General features: G+C 27.0%; 18 protein-coding genes and 1 tRNA gene. 7 read left to right on the top strand and 12 right to left on the bottom strand.

All coding sequences use genetic code 11. The annotated features are described in order from the left end of the window. Positions 1-367 precede the first annotated feature (367 nt). From L3J60_RS09350 to L3J60_RS09310, 9 genes are all read right to left on the bottom strand, one after another. The gene (locus tag L3J60_RS09350) at positions 368-1,732 is read right to left on the bottom strand and encodes an aldehyde dehydrogenase (protein ID WP_291975236.1); all 1,365 of its coding nucleotides are present in this window, start codon (positions 1,730-1,732) and stop codon (positions 368-370) included. Further along, positions 1,729-3,300 (bottom strand): GMC oxidoreductase, encoded by a 1,572-nt coding sequence (locus L3J60_RS09345; protein ID WP_291975235.1) that lies wholly within the window; start codon positions 3,298-3,300, stop codon positions 1,729-1,731. The genes L3J60_RS09350 and L3J60_RS09345 overlap by 4 nt, the downstream gene beginning before the upstream one ends. Before the next feature lie 56 nt (positions 3,301-3,356). Further along, positions 3,357-3,698 (bottom strand): tRNA-binding protein, encoded by a 342-nt coding sequence (locus L3J60_RS09340; RefSeq protein WP_291975234.1) that lies wholly within the window; start codon positions 3,696-3,698, stop codon positions 3,357-3,359. A 3-nt stretch (positions 3,699-3,701) separates the two neighbouring features. Then, on the bottom strand, positions 3,702-5,804 hold the full coding sequence (locus tag L3J60_RS09335; protein ID WP_291975233.1) for an OmpA family protein: 2,103 nt from the start codon (positions 5,802-5,804) through the stop codon (positions 3,702-3,704). After that, positions 5,801-6,271: an Mpo1-like protein gene (locus L3J60_RS09330; RefSeq protein WP_291975231.1), complete on the bottom strand. Its 471-nt coding sequence runs from the start codon at positions 6,269-6,271 to the stop codon at positions 5,801-5,803. The genes L3J60_RS09335 and L3J60_RS09330 overlap by 4 nt, the downstream gene beginning before the upstream one ends. A 178-nt stretch (positions 6,272-6,449) precedes the next feature. Continuing rightward, a complete protein-coding gene (locus L3J60_RS09325) occupies positions 6,450-7,223 on the bottom strand; it encodes a hypothetical protein (RefSeq protein ID WP_291975230.1) in 774 nt (257 codons plus the stop codon). Between the two features lie 19 nt (positions 7,224-7,242). Next, on the bottom strand, positions 7,243-7,641 hold the full coding sequence (locus L3J60_RS09320) for a hypothetical protein (protein WP_291975229.1): 399 nt from the start codon (positions 7,639-7,641) through the stop codon (positions 7,243-7,245). Next, entirely contained in the window at positions 7,638-7,997 is a 360-nt protein-coding gene (locus L3J60_RS09315) for a heavy-metal-associated domain-containing protein (protein ID WP_291975228.1), read from the bottom strand. The genes L3J60_RS09320 and L3J60_RS09315 overlap by 4 nt, the downstream gene beginning before the upstream one ends. 28 nt (positions 7,998-8,025) lie before the next feature. After that, the gene (locus L3J60_RS09310) at positions 8,026-8,283 is read right to left on the bottom strand and encodes a thioredoxin family protein (RefSeq protein ID WP_291975227.1); all 258 of its coding nucleotides are present in this window, start codon (positions 8,281-8,283) and stop codon (positions 8,026-8,028) included. 158 nt (positions 8,284-8,441) lie between these two features. Here L3J60_RS09310 and tnpA point away from each other — a divergent pair, with 158 nt between their 5' ends. The 4 genes from tnpA (at position 8,442) to L3J60_RS09290 (ending at position 11,865) form a co-directional block, all read left to right on the top strand. After that, positions 8,442-8,888, top strand: a complete 447-nt coding sequence (gene tnpA / locus L3J60_RS09305) for an IS200/IS605 family transposase (protein WP_291975226.1) — start codon at positions 8,442-8,444, stop codon at positions 8,886-8,888. A gap of 399 nt (positions 8,889-9,287) precedes the next feature. Continuing rightward, positions 9,288-9,677 (top strand): LETM1 domain-containing protein, encoded by a 390-nt coding sequence (locus L3J60_RS09300; protein WP_291975225.1) that lies wholly within the window; start codon positions 9,288-9,290, stop codon positions 9,675-9,677. An 89-nt stretch (positions 9,678-9,766) separates the two neighbouring features. Beyond that, a complete protein-coding gene (clcA, locus tag L3J60_RS09295; protein WP_291975224.1) occupies positions 9,767-11,068 on the top strand; it encodes a H(+)/Cl(-) exchange transporter ClcA in 1,302 nt (433 codons plus the stop codon). An 83-nt stretch (positions 11,069-11,151) separates the two neighbouring features. After that, the gene (locus L3J60_RS09290) at positions 11,152-11,865 is read left to right on the top strand and encodes a DUF1003 domain-containing protein (protein WP_291975223.1); all 714 of its coding nucleotides are present in this window, start codon (positions 11,152-11,154) and stop codon (positions 11,863-11,865) included. A gap of 202 nt (positions 11,866-12,067) precedes the next feature. Here the strand turns inward: L3J60_RS09290 and L3J60_RS09285 are convergent, their stop codons facing one another. Beyond that, entirely contained in the window at positions 12,068-14,125 is a 2,058-nt protein-coding gene (locus L3J60_RS09285; RefSeq protein WP_291975222.1) for a tetratricopeptide repeat-containing sensor histidine kinase, read from the bottom strand. 109 nt (positions 14,126-14,234) lie between these two features. Then, positions 14,235-15,023 (bottom strand): M15 family metallopeptidase, encoded by a 789-nt coding sequence (locus L3J60_RS09280; protein ID WP_291975221.1) that lies wholly within the window; start codon positions 15,021-15,023, stop codon positions 14,235-14,237. Between L3J60_RS09280 and L3J60_RS09275 the strand changes: the two genes are divergently transcribed. After that, the gene (locus tag L3J60_RS09275; protein WP_291975220.1) at positions 15,013-15,438 is read left to right on the top strand and encodes a GNAT family N-acetyltransferase; all 426 of its coding nucleotides are present in this window, start codon (positions 15,013-15,015) and stop codon (positions 15,436-15,438) included. The genes L3J60_RS09280 and L3J60_RS09275 overlap by 11 nt on opposite strands. A gap of 58 nt (positions 15,439-15,496) precedes the next feature. Next, positions 15,497-15,569 (top strand) — tRNA-Gly (locus L3J60_RS09270). 31 nt (positions 15,570-15,600) lie between these two features. Here L3J60_RS09270 and L3J60_RS09265 read toward each other — a convergent pair. Then, positions 15,601-16,245 (bottom strand): rhomboid family intramembrane serine protease, encoded by a 645-nt coding sequence (locus tag L3J60_RS09265; protein WP_291975219.1) that lies wholly within the window; start codon positions 16,243-16,245, stop codon positions 15,601-15,603. A 109-nt stretch (positions 16,246-16,354) separates the two neighbouring features. Here L3J60_RS09265 and L3J60_RS09260 point away from each other — a divergent pair, with 109 nt between their 5' ends. Beyond that, entirely contained in the window at positions 16,355-17,236 is an 882-nt protein-coding gene (locus tag L3J60_RS09260) for a lipid A biosynthesis acyltransferase (RefSeq protein ID WP_291975218.1), read from the top strand. Positions 17,237-17,308 lie beyond the last annotated feature (72 nt).

Here is a 17,308-nt window from a genome sequence, read left to right as displayed (position 1 = left end):
AATTAGTAAAAAGATTACGTTGACTAAAACCTTTATAAGGATGAAACTGAAATTCTATTTGGTCCTTTGTAATCGGTTAATTAAGAATGGGGACTAATACAGGCAATAGACCTAAAATCTAGCGGCAAGCTAAGTTCACCCCATTCTTTTTTTGTAAAGTAAAAATACTTAATAAATAAGAAAATCTTTACTTTACAAATCTAAAGGACGGCAAGGCAGGTAATTTTTGATAAAAAATTGTATCGAGAACGATTGTCTTTAACTAAAAAACCTATTTTCTACACTAACTTTAAGCCTAAAAGGGCTAAAATTTATTCGAATTAACAAAATTTTATCATAATGCACAACGGATAAATAAAATTTTATATTACTCTATTAACCAGCTCATTATCTTCATTTTTAATTTAGTATAAGGAGCATATTTTAAATTAAATTCTAGCCAAAAAGGTTTATCTAAAATACTTTTATAGTGTGAAAAAGTACTAAAACCATCTTTACCGTGATAATTACCAACACCACTTAAACCAACTCCTCCAAAAGGGAGATTACTATTGGTTAAATGCATCACACTATCATTAATAGCACCACCTCCAAAGGAAATTTCGTTTAATATTTTTTTAATTTTTTTTCTGTTTTTAGAATAAATATAACAGGACAATGGTTTTGGTTTTCCCTTTACCATTGTTATAGCGGTATCAAGCTCGGAAAAAGGAATGACAGGAAGAATTGGACCAAATATTTCATCTTGCATAATGGGATCATTAAAAGATACATTTTGTAAAATCGTCGGACTTATATAACGTTCTTCTTTATTACTTTTTCCCCCACAAAAAACTTTAGTAGTATCTATTAGATTATTGAGACGTTCAAAATTTTTAGTGTTTATTATCTGTAAATAATTATCTTGATTTTCTTGACTATATTGTTTTTCTATTTCATTTTTTAATACGTCAAGAAATTCTTTTTCAATAGATTTTTCAACAAGCACATAATCTGGTGCTACACAAGTTTGACCTGCATTTAAAAATTTAGCCCAAACCATCCTTTTTGCAGTCATTTTTAAATTGGCATCAGCAAGTACAAAGGTTGGACTTTTACCTCCAAGTTCAAGAGTAACAGGTGCTAAATGCTTTGCTGCAGCTTGGTAAATTATTTTACCAACGTTAGTACTTCCTGTAAAAAATATTTTATCAAATCGATGTTCTAATAATTGTGTAGTTTCATTTATTCCTCCTTCAATTACACAAAAATAATTGCTATTAAAATTTTCATTAATAATTTTAGCCATTGCTTTTGATGAATTTTTTGGAAGTTCGCTTGGTTTTAAAATTACAGTATTACCAGCGGCTAAAGCTGTTATAGCAGGCATTAATGATAATTGATAAGGGTAATTCCAAGCACCAATTACTAACGTATTTCCTAATGGTTCAGGAATTATATAACTTTTTGCGGGAAAATTAGTAAGCCCTGTATATACACTTTTAGGTTTGCTCCATTTCTTTAGATTCTTAATCAATGTATTTATTTCGTGATATACTAAAGACAGTTCAGATAAATAAGTTTCAAATTTAGATTTTCTAAAATCATCATAAATTGCTTTATAGATTAAATCTTCATTATCCTTTAATAATTTCTTGATTTTTTTAAGTTGCTTTAACCTAAAATTTACATCTTTTGTCTGATTAGTACTAAAGAATGCTCTTTGTGATATAATTATTTCTTCAATATTCATACGTTATTATTTTTAGGTTCAATTTTACTCATTCCATACTCTGTAATTGCGGTAATTGATAAAGCAGGGTTTACACCTGGATTTGCAGAAATCATTGCTCCGTCAAAAACATACATATTATGGTAATTGAATACTTTGTTATTTTTGTCAATAACACCTTTTGTTTTGTCTTCGCCCATGCAAGCTCCGCCTAAAATATGAGCAGTAGAAGGAAATCCCGTAAATGATTCAGCAATCATTACTTGTGGTATTGCATTAATTTTTTTAGCATATTTTTTAGCAAAATTCAATGCTTCAGGGATAAATGCTGTTGGTTTTTTATCGATTTTATTTACACTTGATTTTAAACCAAACAACCCTTTTTTTAGTTGGATGGTAGAATCAAGATGTTGCATAAACAGTAAAATAGAAGTATTATTTGCAAAATCTTTAGTAAATACTATTTTTAATCGTTTTGGTAGCGTAATAATGATTTGAAATATTAGTTTAAAAAAGCGTAATATAAAATTAGGTTCATTAATTACAGGAACCATAACAGTACCCCAAAATCCACTTCCTTTTCCATATCTAACAGGTTCAATATGACTATTTTTATCGATAGATAAAATAGAGCCAATAGCAATTCCATCAGATATTTTATCGGCATATTCACCTTTATAAATGGTGTTTAATGTAAGCGATTCATTATTAGTTCTTACAAATTTACCAATTTGATTACTCAAATTAGGTAAACTTTTTTCTTTAAGATTTAATAATAGAGGCACTGTACCTAAAACACCACCAGAAAAAATAATTCCTTTTGTGGTAATTGATTTTTTTGAAGAAAAATGGGATGTTGATTTTTTATAAAAAACTTCATAACCATTTTCACCTTTTTCTCCATTTGGCTGAATATCAATTACTTTGTGTTCGGCTAATACTTTTGCACCTAATTGCTGAGCTAAATAAAGATAATTTTTATCTAAAGTATTTTTTGCATTATGGCGGCAACCAGTCATACAAGCACCGCAAAAAATACAACCCGTTCTTGTTGGACCTTTTCCTTTAAAATAAGGATCATCAACAGTTTTATTTTTTTCACCAAAGAAAATAGCAACTTTTGAAGGTTCAAAAGGTTTATTCATTTCTTCGGCTATTTTTTGAAGTGAAATATCTGCGGGTGCTAAATATGGGTTTTTGGCAGCACCTAACATTTTCCAAGCTAAATCATAATAGGGAACTAATTTGTTTTCCCAATTATCTAAACCATTCCAAGAACCGTGATTAAAAAAAGGAGATTTGGGTTTAGGTAATGTATTTGCATATACTAAAGAACCACCACCAACACCAACGCCACTTAAAATATTTACATGTCTAAAAAAAGTTATTTTTTGAATGCCAAATAATTTTAAAGAAGGCATCCAAAGCCATTTTTTAAGATTCCAATTAGTTTTTGGAAAATCTTTTGCTTTAAACTTTTTTCCTTGTTCTATTACAAGTACTTTGTATCCTTTTTCGCTTAGACGTAAAGCTGAAACTGAACCACCAAACCCAGAACCAATAATAACATAATCATATTTTGTGTCCATCTTGAGATGTTTTTAATTCTTAGCTTTTTATACGTAAACGTAAGATAATCAAGTATTTATCTTATTTGCTCACCGTTTTTTACAGTGCTTGAACTGGCTTGTAGTAAAACAATTTCATTTTTTGAATTTGAAATTCCAAGTACCAAACATTCGCTATAAAAATTAGCAATCTGTTTTTTATAAAAATTTACATTGGCATTAATTTGTTTATGTAATAAATCATTTTTTGTGTACAAATCAGTAATTTGGGCACTCGATTTTTTTATTCCAAGTAATCCGAAATCAATAGTTAAAATATAAGCGGGTTTTTTAGCCTTTGGAAAATCTTCAACTTCAATAATAGTTCCAATCCTAAAATCTACTTTATTAAAATCTTCAAAAGTTATTTCTGGTTTCATATTTTAATTATCGTGTACAATGAATTCTGTTCTTCTATTAACAGCATGTTCTGCTTGTGTACATTTTACACCGTTTTTACATTTATTTATAATTTCGGTTTCGCCATATCCTTTTCCAAATACTCGACTTGGATCAATTCCTTTGGATATAATATAATTGATAGTAGATTTTGCTCTTTCATTAGAGAGTTTCATGTTATAATTATCTGGAGCACGGCTGTCAGTATGTGATTTTATTTCTAAACGAATATTTGGATATTTATTCATAATATTAACAACTCTATTCAACTCAATGGCAGCATCTTTTCTAATGTTAAATTGATCTAAATCAAAATAAATTGGCTTTGTATTAATCATTTTTTGTTTTCTAACTACAACAAATTCGGTATTAGGTTGTAGGTATAAAATACGATTAACAATTTTACCATCTGTTGAATTTGTTATTATACTAGCAACATCATCATCATAATTTTTTTGTGATGCAACTATTCTGTATTGCGTAACACATTTTCCATTATAACTGAATTTTGCTTCAGAATCTAATTTTAAAGAATCTAACAAAATGGTGTCTTTATATAATTTTATAGTAGCATTTGGTAAAAACTTTTTCGTTTTTCTGTTTAAAACTTGACCTGTTAATAATTGGTTACAGCTAATTGGATCTAATAATAAAGTTCTTGCAATCTCAATTTTGTTTTGATTGGTTGATCTAAAATTAAATAAGGTGGTTTTAAAACCTTTTTTAGAAGCTTTTACAGTATAATTCTGATTACAATTTAAATCAAATTGATATTTATATCCTTTTCTAATAAATTGTTTATCTATAAATTTATTTTTACTATATAAGGAAACTTCAACAGAATCGAGTTGCTTTTTAGTCATTTTATTAAATAGTAAACCTGTAATTAATTGGTTACATGCTATTTTACTTAGAGGAATTGTTTTCTTTAAATTAGCATTTGACTCACTACTAAAATCAACAACAACATCTTCATAATTAATTTTGGATGCTTTAAGTGAATAACTTTGATTACATTCCAATTTAAATTTAAATGGATTTGAAAGCGTATTAATTTGTTTTGCAATTAATTTATTGTTTTTAAATAATGTTACCTGAACAGAATCTATATTTAATTTTGTTTCTTCATCAATAAAATTTGCAGTTATAAAGGATTTGCAAATAGCATTTTTGGTTTTAAAAGCATATATATCAACATCGCCTTTACCATTTTTACGGCTAGAAGTAAAAAAGCCTGTGTTTGAATCTTTATTTATTACAAAGGCAAAATCATCAGCTTTTGAATTTATGGGAGAAGGTAAATCTATTGGAGTTTCATATTTTCCGTTTTTAAATTTACTTTCATAAATATCTAAACCACCTTTTCCTTTATGCCCAAAAGAAGAAAAGTATAAATTATTATCTTGATCTACATAAGGGAACATTTCATGTTTATCGGTATTAATAATTGGACCTAAATTTTGAGGCCAGCCTATACTACCGTTTTTGTATATTGTTGATACATACAAATCTAGCCCACCATAACCGCCTTCCATATCGCTAGAAAAAAACAATTTTGTGCCATCTTTACTTACCTCAGGATTTCTAATAGAATAATTTTTACTATTAAATGGCATTGGTGTTACATTAGATAATTTATAGTTTTTATCAATATCTGCTCTAAAAAGGTATAATGGTTTTCTAACATTCATCTCTTTTCTTAAAATATCACCATAATAGTTATTCCAGGTAAAATAAATGGTTTTTAGATCTGGAGAAAAAGTGACATCACATTCAAAAAATTTATTATAAACTTCCTTTGAGAATGTATTAGTTTCAATAATATCTCCATTGTCAGTTATTCTACCTTCATATAATTCTAAAAATAATTGACGATTATTTTTTCGTCTATTTTTAGCAAAAGGTTTGTCGTTACTTGTTTTTTTAGAAGAAGCAAATAATACGGTATTATTACCCAGATAAGTAACCCCTAATTCTGCATATTTAGAATTTATAGAAGTATTAAAAACGTCATAGTTTGTTTGTTGTGCAAACAGGCTACAACCAGTCAATAATAAAATTACTATAAAATTTAATTTGATTTTCATAAAGTTCTTTTTTGTAATAATTTTTCAAAAACCCAAGCAGGACCGATTAATAAAAATTGTAAATCCTTAAAAAAGGATGGTTTTTTACCTTCTAATCTATGTCCGTAAAACTGACCAATCCACGCCACAATAAATAAAATTATGGAAGTAGGTAATAAAGGAACTAATTCTCCTAAAAAATAGTTGCCAACTAAGCAAACTATTGATAAAGTTAGCATTTTAACAAAAATATTAAAAGATAATCGAATATAAAACAGGAGTAAAAAAAGAAGCACTAACGCAGCCCAATTTTCAATAAAAGGATTATGAATATTTAAAGTAGATGAAATTATGGTTGAATTTATGCTCATAAGCAGACCAACTAGACTAAAAAATATTATAGGAACACAAATAAAATGAATTTGTTGGTTCGTTTTATTTTGATGACTTTCTGCATATTCATCAAACCATTGATTTATTGATTTCATTTAGTGTAGTTTAAATATTTTTCAAGGTATAATATTACAAAAAATCCTCTGAAATTAATAATTAAATTCATGTTGATTTTTAAATGAATTTAAGAGATGGTCTATTATTTTATAACTATTTATTTATCAATAAAGTATAAGTATATTTTAGTTAAATTAAGGTGAAGCACAATTGTTTTTAATTAATTAAAAACCGTGTGCCAATTAATAGCATATAATTTGTTTTGTTGATGTTTATATTTTGCTGTAATACAGGTATTTGTAAGCTAGTTTCAAATAAAATTCTTCTTCCAGGAATAAATTGTAGTCCGGGAGATATAAATAAAGTATGAATACGTGAATCAAACAAATAGTTGCCATTAAACTCCAAAAAAGAATTGATTTGTTTTTGTGGATATTGCTGAGGTAGCAATGGTATGCCAACAGAAAAGTTGTAGCTAAAATTATCGGTAGCTCCTTTGTTAGTAATGGTATAACCAAAGTCGCTATAAATTCCTATGGCAGAAGTTATTTTACCAAGTATTAAACCAATGTATGTTTGTGATAATCCTAATCCAATAGCAGGCATACTAGATGATTTTCCAGTAGGAAAGGTTTGTTTAAGATTAGCTAAAATTCTAAAAGTTTTGGCTTTTCCATCTTTTTTGTACAATTGATATTTAGCAAATAGCGCTAAATCAGAAAAACCAGTTACCGCATTTGTTCCTTTCGGATTAATAAATTTAAAGGGAAATATTCCTCCAATTTGAAATTTTGAAGAAATATTATATGGAATTATAATGGGTTGCACATAAATAGTTGCATTTTCTTTTGAAATAAATTTACCAAAAGTTCTAATACCACTTCCTTCTAAACCTAACATAACCGGAGTTTGAGTAGTTATAGGAGGACCTTGAGCATTACTTAAAGTAATATAAAAAACTAAAAGGATGAATAATTTATATTTACTCATTATAAAAGATATTAATTAGTTAAGATTCTAGATAACGTGTTAAAGGCAGTGCTAAAAAAGCCATAAAAAAACCAATAAATAAAAGTATTGCCGAAATCCATAATATTTTTTTTGACCAACGAGATGTTGTTTCGCAGGTAGATTCTTCTCCGTTTTCAGGAATTTCACATGCATCATCTAGAGATTTTTTTCTATAAACCAACCAAAAATTAAAGGCAATTAACAAAGTGGCAAAAGAAAAAGTCCATTCTTTATAAAGGCTTAAAGTTCTTAAAAATGGTAAATCAGATACCAATCCTGCTACAACTGCACCCATACCTAATGTTACCAATAAGGCGGGTAATGCACAACATAAAAGTGTTGAAAAAGATGTAAACAACGACAGTATACTTGTTATGTTAGTTTTTATATTCTTCATTCTTTTGAAGTGTCTCTTATTGGATATGGTTTATCGCTATATTCAATTTCACCAGGTGTAAAACCAGCATTTGTAATAATTGATGATAGATTTTCTTTTGATGGTTTTTTCTCTTTTAAAATTGAAAGAAAAACGATACCTTCTTTTAATTGAATCTTTACATCATCAATACCTGAAACTTTCTTTAATTCTTTTTCCATACCATAAGCACAATACGGACAAGCCATACCGTTTACTTCCATCTTAATAAAAACATGGTCTGAGTTATTTTGTGCATTAATAGTTGTGTGTTGACCAAATAATAATATGGTGAATATAAGACCAAAAAAAGGGACTGTTTTTAATAATTTTTTCATAATAGTAGTTTTTAAATTTATAAATAGATTAACGCATGCCAATACCGGCACTGATTAAATCTTCTTTTGTAATTTCAATGTTTTTGCAACATTCCAATAATTTTCCGTTTACCGCAATAGCAGGAAGTCTTTTAATATTATATTTTTTATAAACGGAATCATTGTTTATTTCCGACAAATTGTGAATAGTGATTTCACAATTTGAATTGGCGGTGTCTTTTACTAATTGCACTATAGGTTTACATATAGGACAACCTGCAGTAAAAATTTCGACTTGCTTTTTCATCTTTTAATTATCTTAAATTAATAATAGCACAAAGATGCAACGACAAGGGAGGGGGTAAGCAAATTATTTTACAATTATTTTTGGTTGAAGGTTTTTAATCGCTAGAATTCCCCCGACGCTTGCGTCGGTGTTGCGTAAAGATATGTAATTTTGGCATTATGAGTGAGCATATTCATAAGAGTCATAATAAAAGTTTATTGTTGTATCATTTAGTTTCTCCTATAAAATATAGGAGAAAGGTATTGACACCAGAAGTTTCTCAAACGTTACGAAATATATGTTTAGAAATATCGGTACGTTTTGAAATACATTTTTTAGAAATAGGATGTGATGACGACCATGTTCATTTCTTGATTCAAAGCATTCCTATGATGTCTGCTAAGAAAATAGCAAATACGATTAAGAGTTTGACAGCAAGAGAAATTTTCAGGCTACATCCAGAAGTAAAAAGGTTTTTATGGGGAGGGAAGTTTTGGACAAGTGGCTATTATATTAACACAGTTGGTCAATATGCAAATGAAGAAGTTATTAAGAAATATGTTCAAGGACAAGGAAATAATCAAAACTATGAAAAGATACATACTTCACAGTTGAAGTTGTTTTGATACCTCGTACCCTTGGGTCGAGGTTGTTCATTTTAAATTACTAAACTCAACTCCTTAATAATGGGCTTAAAATCCCGAATTTCTAATCTGAGTTTATTACTAAAATGGAAAAGATCTAAATCGAACTATAAGCTGTGAACTTGGAGTGAATTGATAGTGTATCTTTTCCGTTTTTATTGATTTATAAATATAATACAAATCTAAAGGAGTGTTTTTTGATAAAATTCACTCGAACTGATGTAATAGTATAGTAGCATGTTCAAAGAATTAAAATGCACAACGAGTACTTTTAGTATGACTCTTTAAAATATGCTCACTCATAAACCCAAAAAATACATATCTTTACGCTACACCCAACGCAGAGTATCGGGGAATTCTATTGATTAAAAACTTTAAAAAGTGTCTCAAAAAGAAGAAAATAAAAATAAATTAATAATAGACCTGTCTGTTTTTGAGGCGGATAATAAAAAAGAATTTTCTCAAATTATCATTAAAAACAAGAAGAAAGTTACTAAAGTTTTAATTGATTTTTTTGATGGTTTAAAAAATGAAGCAACAGATTCAAGAGAAACTTCTCGCATAATTTATAAATTTATACTTGAACAAAAAATTACTAAAGCTGAAGAAAAACAACTTAAAACAAAGGTTGCTGATATGTTTAAAATTATTGGAGTTGGTGTTCCTTTTATGATAATTCCAGGAGCTTCTATATTAATTCCATTTTTACTCAAAATTGCAGAAAAAAACGGTATTGATTTATATCCTTCTAATTTTAATGGAAAAAAATAGCCTCACCAATTCATAAAAATTAGAAATCTTAAACGCTTATAAAATTAGAATAAATATATTACATTTGATTTATTATAAAAACTTAAAAATTGAACAATAGATTTATTGATTTTGATACCAAAAATTTCAAACTAATTTATTTGGCTTTAATAGTAGGACTTGTAGTTGGAATTATAAGTTCTGCTTTTAGAATTGTACTAAGCTATATTGAAACTTTTAGAGATCACTTATATGAAGATGCTGGAAAATCAGGAATTATTAGTTGGATTTGGCCAGTTTTATTTGCTATTATTGGTATTAGCATTTCATTATTTTTAGTTAGAAAATATGCTCCTGAAACCTCTGGTAGTGGCGTTCAAGAAATTGAAGGTACTTTAGATGGAGTTAGACCTATACGATGGAAACAAGTATTGCCTGTAAAATTTTTTGCTTCTCTATTTTCACTGGGAAGTGGTTTATTATTAGGTCGTGAAGGTCCTACCATTCAACTTGGTGGAAATATTGGTAAAATGATAAAAGATGTTTTTCGAGAGCCTGATAATGTAAACAACTCATTAATTTCAGCTGGTGCTGCAGCAGGTCTTGCAAGTGCTTTTAATGCTCCTTTTGCAGGTATTATATTTGTTATTGAAGAAATGCACGAGCATTTTAAATTCAATTTTTATTCAGTATCAGCAATTATAGTTGCATCTGGTACAGCTGATTTTGTGGTTAAAGCTTTGGTTAATGATAGTCCGGTAATACAAATGACCGTGTTCCCAAGTCCCAATTTATCAAGCTTATGGATGTTCATTATTTTGGGTTTATTATTCAGCATAGTAGGTTTTGTATATAATAAATTATTAATAGTAGCATTAGATTTTTTTAAAAAGCTATCTAAAATTCCAATAATTATTTTAGGAAGTACAATTGGAATAGTAATCGTTTTTATTGGAATATTTTTCCCAGATATGATAGGAGGAGGTTATAGCACCTTTACTAAGGTACTTGACCAATCGTTTACATTTTACGCTTTAATAATTCTATTTGTTATTAGAATGTTATTATCCGCTTTTAGCTATGGTACTGGTACTCCTGGTGGTATTTTTGCACCTATGCTTGTTCTGGGAATAATTTTAGGCATGCTATTTGGAAGTGCTATGCAACATTATTTTCCAACTCTAGTTTTACATCCAGGAATTTTTGCTGTTGCAGGAATGGCAGGTATATTTGCAGCAACGGTAAGAGCTCCACTAACAGGTTTAATGCTTGCCGTTGAAATGACCTCGAATTTTGAATTAATTTTACCTTTAATTATTACCACCGTAACAGCATCAGTATTTACAGCGTTACTTGGTAATCAACCAATTTATACTACTTTATTAAAACGAACATTGGCTAATCCAAAATAAGTAATAAAATGATTTCAATCTTTTTAAGGGTTACCATGTAAATTAATCTTTACGTTTATCAATCTAAAAAAAACAATAAAAAGATGGATACAAAAACAGAAAAATGTTACATAGATAAAAAAGATTATCCTTTAGAAAATCTTATAAAAGGAAGTTTTATTAGATCTCAATTATTAAAACTTATTAAAAAAGATTATCCTGAATTTTCTATTAATAATTTTATCTCTATTGATAATTTGAATATTTATCGAAAAAAATATTTGGAAAAATTATTAAAAAAAGAATCCAAAGATTTAGGCACTTTAGAAAATGAAATAATTGAAAAAGTTAGCAGTAATAAAATTCTTAGTGAAAATATTGAACCTGAAATTGATGATACTTTAACTATAGCACAAAAAATTGCAGATAAAGTTGCCGATTTTGGAGGAAGCTGGACTTTTATTATATCTTTCTTTTTATTTTTAATTTTTTGGATGGGTATTAATGTCTGGGTTTTATCTAGCAAACCATTTGACCCGTATCCATTTATTCTATTAAACCTAATTCTATCTTCGTTGGCAGCTATTCAAGCTCCTATTATTATGATGAGTCAAAACAGACAAGAACAAAAAGACAGGATTAGAGGAGAACATGATTTCAAGGTAAATTTGAAATCTGAATTAGAAATTCAATTACTTCATGAAAAAATTGATCATTTAATAATGCACCAAAATAAAAAGTTTATGGAAATACAAGCGTTACAACTTGATTATTTGGAAGATATTGTAAACAAAATAATTAAAAATAAAACTAGCTAATTACAATGCTACAAGTTTAATAACCTGAGTTCGATGTAAGCAAATTACTTGATTTCGATACAAAATTCTTTCAGAATTTCACTCAATCTGACGTAATTTGCAAACAAAACACGTCAATTTGAGTAATTTTCAATAGAAAATTGTATCAAGAATAGCGTTTTTAACAACTAAATCCTTATATCGAACTCAGGTTAATAAGCTATTATCTTTGCCATTTAGGTAAAGTAAATTTAAAGATACTTCCTTTATTTAGCTCGCTTGTAACCGTTATTTTCCCATTGTTTTTTTCAACAAATTCTTTAACCAACAACAATCCTAAACCAGAGCCTTGTTCATTGGCAGTTCCGTTAGTAGTTTTTGTAGCATCTAAGCTAAAAAGATTTTTTAAATCTTCTTTTGAAACGCCCATGCCATTATCTTTAATTACCACTTCAATTTCATTTTTATTGTCTTTACTTATTACTTCTATTAAACCTTTTTCATTTGTAAATTTAATAGCGTTTGAAATTAAATTTCTAAGTATAGTATTTACCATGTTTTTATCAGCATAAACAAAAACATAAGGTGTTAAACTTGTTTTAATTTTAATATTTTTAGCTAAAGCTTGTGCTTTTAATAAGGAATTTACATCTAATATTTGGTTGTTTAAATCAATTTTTTCAGGATAAAATTCAATTTTACCTGATTGTGAATTTGCCCACATTAATAAGTTATTTAATAATTCTGTGGCTTTTACAGTTGAACTTGCTATAATATTAAGAAAATTTCTCTTTTTATCTTCTGTATAAATAGTATTATTCTCTAACAATAAATCCGTAAATCCTTTAATAGAATTAAAAGGATTTCTTAAATCATGACCAATAATAGAGAATAGTTTATCTTTTGCTTTATTTACTTTTTCTAAATCATTTTTTTGCTTTTCAATTTTATCATGCATGTTATTTATTTTGAAATTTTGATATTCTAATAAATTAAATGCTTCTTGTTTTTTTGTGTATTGAATATTAATTATAAATACTAATATTGCAAAAACAGTAAGGGTAATTATAAGTCCATAAATAAATTTCTTTTCATTTTTATTTTTTATTTTTACTTTTTTATTTTCAATTGCTAATTTATCAACCTTAGAATTACTCTCTTCTAATTGATTTAATGTTTTAAATAATTTTATTATCTTTTGTTGATTAATTTCATTTAAACTGTCCTTTAAATTAGTGTACTTTGTAAGATAATTATATGATTTTGATATATTTCCTAAACTTTTGTATGAATCAGACAAAAGTTTAAAATTGTCTAACCTAACAAATAAATTATTATGAACATATTTTTGGCTTTTTTTTGCATAAAAAATTGCAGAAGATTCTAATTTAAAGATATGAGCTAATTCAGATTTATTTAAATAAATTATAGCTATTAACTCTGAATTATTATTATTATTATTATTATTTGCTATGGCCAAAGCTTTATTAAATAAGCTATTTGACTTTTTATAATTTTTAAGCACTTTATAAGAATCTGCAATATTATTATAGTTAGTAGCAATACTATTTTGATCATTCATAGCAATTGAAATTATCAACGATTTTTCATAATATTCTAATCCTTTTTTAATATTTCCAGCATCAGAAATAGCATTACCAAGATTTAAATAACTAGCTGCCATTTTTGAAGAATCTTTAAGTTCAATACTTAAATTCAAAGCATTCGTATAATACTTTTTTGCAAAATTATAATTTTTTTGATTGTAAAATAAAGCTCCTATATCGCTGTAATTCAAATAAATACCATTTTTATTATTTAATTTATTAAAGAATTTTAATGATTTTATTAAGTACTCAAAGGCTTTATCTTCTGCATATAAATTAGAATAACAAAAGCCTAAATTATTATACACTTTTGCACTCATTAATTTATTTTGTTGCTTTTCAAAAATTACTTTTGATAAATCGAAATTTTTAATAGAATTTCCATATTGCTTTTCTCTCAATTGTAGAAAAGCAATGTTAAACAAAGAAATAGCCTCCTTATTTTTATTATTTATTTTTTTAGAAAAACTTAAAGCCTTCTGATAATAAAATAAGGCACTATCTTTATTGTTGTATAAATAGAGTTCACCTATTTTATTAGCTAAATTAATTTTTAGAGTATCATTTTTTTGAAGATTATAATTAAATTTTAATGAATCAATTTTTTTTATGTTTTGACCATTAAGCATTAAATAAAAACTTATAATAATTATAAGTACTATGTTTTTTTTCATGACTTTTTTGAAAATCTTAAAATGAAAGAATTCATTTTATTGCTAGTTTTTAACCGTTTATTACATCAAATTTACCATTTATTTTTGAAATAAAAAATAATAAGAACTATTATTTTAATATAAAATTGATATCTAGCATGTTTTTATTCACATAATTATCAACAAATTTGTTACTAAAAAATAGGCTTCCTTTTAAATTGAGATTTCTAACGGATTGTAGTATGTTTAATTTTAAAAACTGCTTTAACATGGGTTTAGATAGTTTTTTATAACTATAATGCCAGGGCTCATACTTAAAACCTTTTCTACTTGAATTGTTATTATACACCAAATAAAATCCAAATTTTTCAGAATTAACATCCATCCATTTTTTTAAATTATTATAAATACCTTTTTTATTATAATTAGTTGCTGATAATAAATTAGCTGGCATTTTTACATTTGCATCTATAATATCAATTTCGGTTCCCCAATGATGTCGTGAAGTACCTGGAATAGTAGTGTATTCAATAATTTTATAAATAGTTTCTTTTGGTGAAAACCCTTCTAAAATATATTTATCATATTTATTATTCCAAATTTGTAACTGTCGCTGATAGCTTCTATAACCTGATACTATTTGAATTTTAATACCACTTTTTAAAGCTTCCTTTTGCATTTTTTTAAAGTGCTCAAAAACTTCTTTTTGCAATTTAATTTTAGTGCCAACTAATTTTAAATCACCCTTTCCTATTAATGTTTTTTTTGAATATTTATGTTGTGCTTCTACACCATTATTGAATAAAAATAATAGTATTAATAGTACTAATTTAAAAAGGTTACTACTCAATTTATCTGAAAAATATTTCATATTATTGATAAAATTATAGGCTAAAAATACTATAAATATGGAAACCATTGATATTAAGTTTATTTCACCTAAAAATATTCTAATAATTTTACCTTTATTAAAGGAATTAAATACACATACACCAGACAATCTTTTAAAAGAACGTTTGTTTGAAATGACCTTACAACATTACAAATGTATTGGTATGTTTTTAAATAATGAGTTAATTGGAATTGCTGGGTTGTGGTTTTTAACTAGACATTATTGCGGTAAAACTATTGAACCCGACCATGTTGTAATTTCAAAAAAGTACAGAAACAAAGGTTTAGGGAAAAAATTATTTGAGTGGATTTATAATTATGCTAAAAGTATAAATTATGAAGCAACCGAATTAAATACCTACATAGAAAACACCAAATCACACCAATTTTACGAAAATGAAGGTTATAAAAAGCTGGGTTTTCATTATTTAAAAAAGTTTTAATTTTCTTTTAAAAACTCTTGTCAAAATATAAAAGGATTGTATATTTGCCACACCAATTGCGAGAGTAGCTCAGTTGGTAGAGCTTCAGCCTTCCAAGCTGACTGTCGCCGGTTCGAGCCCGGTCTCTCGCTCAAAAAAAGCCAAACAAATGTTTGGCTTTTTTTATTTTAATCGGTTTCCAAATATAAGCAGTAATACTATAGGAATCCCTAATAAAATTACCGTTATTTTACTTATTTCAAAAATTTGTGGATATACCAACAACATCAATCCGTATCCACCAATAGAACCTCCTAAATGGGCTGCATGACCTACATTTCCTAATTGTTTTTTCATCCCATAAACAGAATACAACAAATAACCAATACCAAAAATATATGCAGGAATTGGAATAGGTAATGGAAACATAAACAATTTCATATCTGGATATAGCAAAATTGCCGCATAAATAATACCTGCAACTGCACCTGAAGCACCAACTGCACTGTAATAACTTTCATCTTTATGATATTTTAATGATAAAAAATTACCTGCAAATAAACTTCCCACATATAAAATTATGAATCTTAATTCTCCTAAATGATTGATTATTATTGGTGCAAAAATATACAAAACATACATATTCAACAACAAATGAATATAATCTACATGTAAAAATGCCGAAGAAAATAACCTAATTTTTTCACCTCTCTTAATAGGTCCTATTTGAAATTTGTATTTTTCAAAAAAAGAGCGATCACTAAAGCCTTTAATGGAAACTATTACATTTGCTAAAATAATTACAATTAGCACTATATTTGTATTCATATTTTATAGTTTTAAAACCAACAGCGAAAGTATAAAAAAATGATCATAATAAAATCACAAATTAAAAGCGGTTCAAAAAAAATTTAATACGATATTTGCAATCAATATGATGAATTTTATAGTTTATATTTTAGTATATCCATTAATTTGGCTATTGTCAATACTTCCATTTCGGATTTTATATATTATTTCTGATGCTATTTATGTATTACTTTATTATGTAATTGGTTATCGAAAAAAAGTAGTTTTATATAATTTAAAATTAGCTTTCCCTAATAAACCAGAAGAAGAAATTTTTACCATCCGAAAAAAGTTTTACCATCATTTTGTAGATATTTTTATTGAAATGATTAAATCTTTTACCGTTTCTAAAGAAGAAGTTTATAAACGCTATAAATACACCAATGTAGAATTATTAAATGAAATGTATAAAGATGGCAAAAGTGCTATTCTTATGGGACCACATTATGCAAATTGGGAGTGGATTATGAGTATAGATTCTTTTGTTGGCTATAAAGGTTATGCGGCTTACACCAAAGTAAACAATAAATATTTCAATAAAAAAATAATAAACTCGCGAGAAAAGTTTGGTACACATTTAATGCAAACATCAAAAATAATTACAGAAATTCAATACAATAAAAAGAATAATATTCAATCTATGTATGGGTTGTTGAGTGACCAATCTCCTCAAATTCATAAAACACATTATTGGCGAGATTTTTTTGGTGTTAAAGTTCCTGTCCATACTGGTGGAGAAATGCTAGCAAAAAAATACGATTTGAATGTTGTGTACATGAACGTAAAAAAAATAAAACGTGGTTATTATGAAACTACTTTTAGCTTAATTACTACTAATGCTACAAAATATCCCAATTATGAGTTAACTGATATTTTTATTGATAAAGTTGAAAAACAAGTACAAAATAAGCCTGAATATTATTTTTGGACTCACAAACGCTTTAAACATAAAGATAAAGCACCTGTATAATATTTATATTGCAAGTCTAAAGGAACTTAATTAAGTATCTGCAACTATCAATATTCAAATTCTTTCTGATTG

The sequence above is a fragment of the Lutibacter sp. genome, assembly GCF_021647475.1.
GTDB lineage: Bacteria > Bacteroidota > Bacteroidia > Flavobacteriales > Flavobacteriaceae > Lutibacter.
Note: the sequence above shows the minus strand (reverse complement) of the source record. Positions and strands in the feature narration are given on the sequence as shown.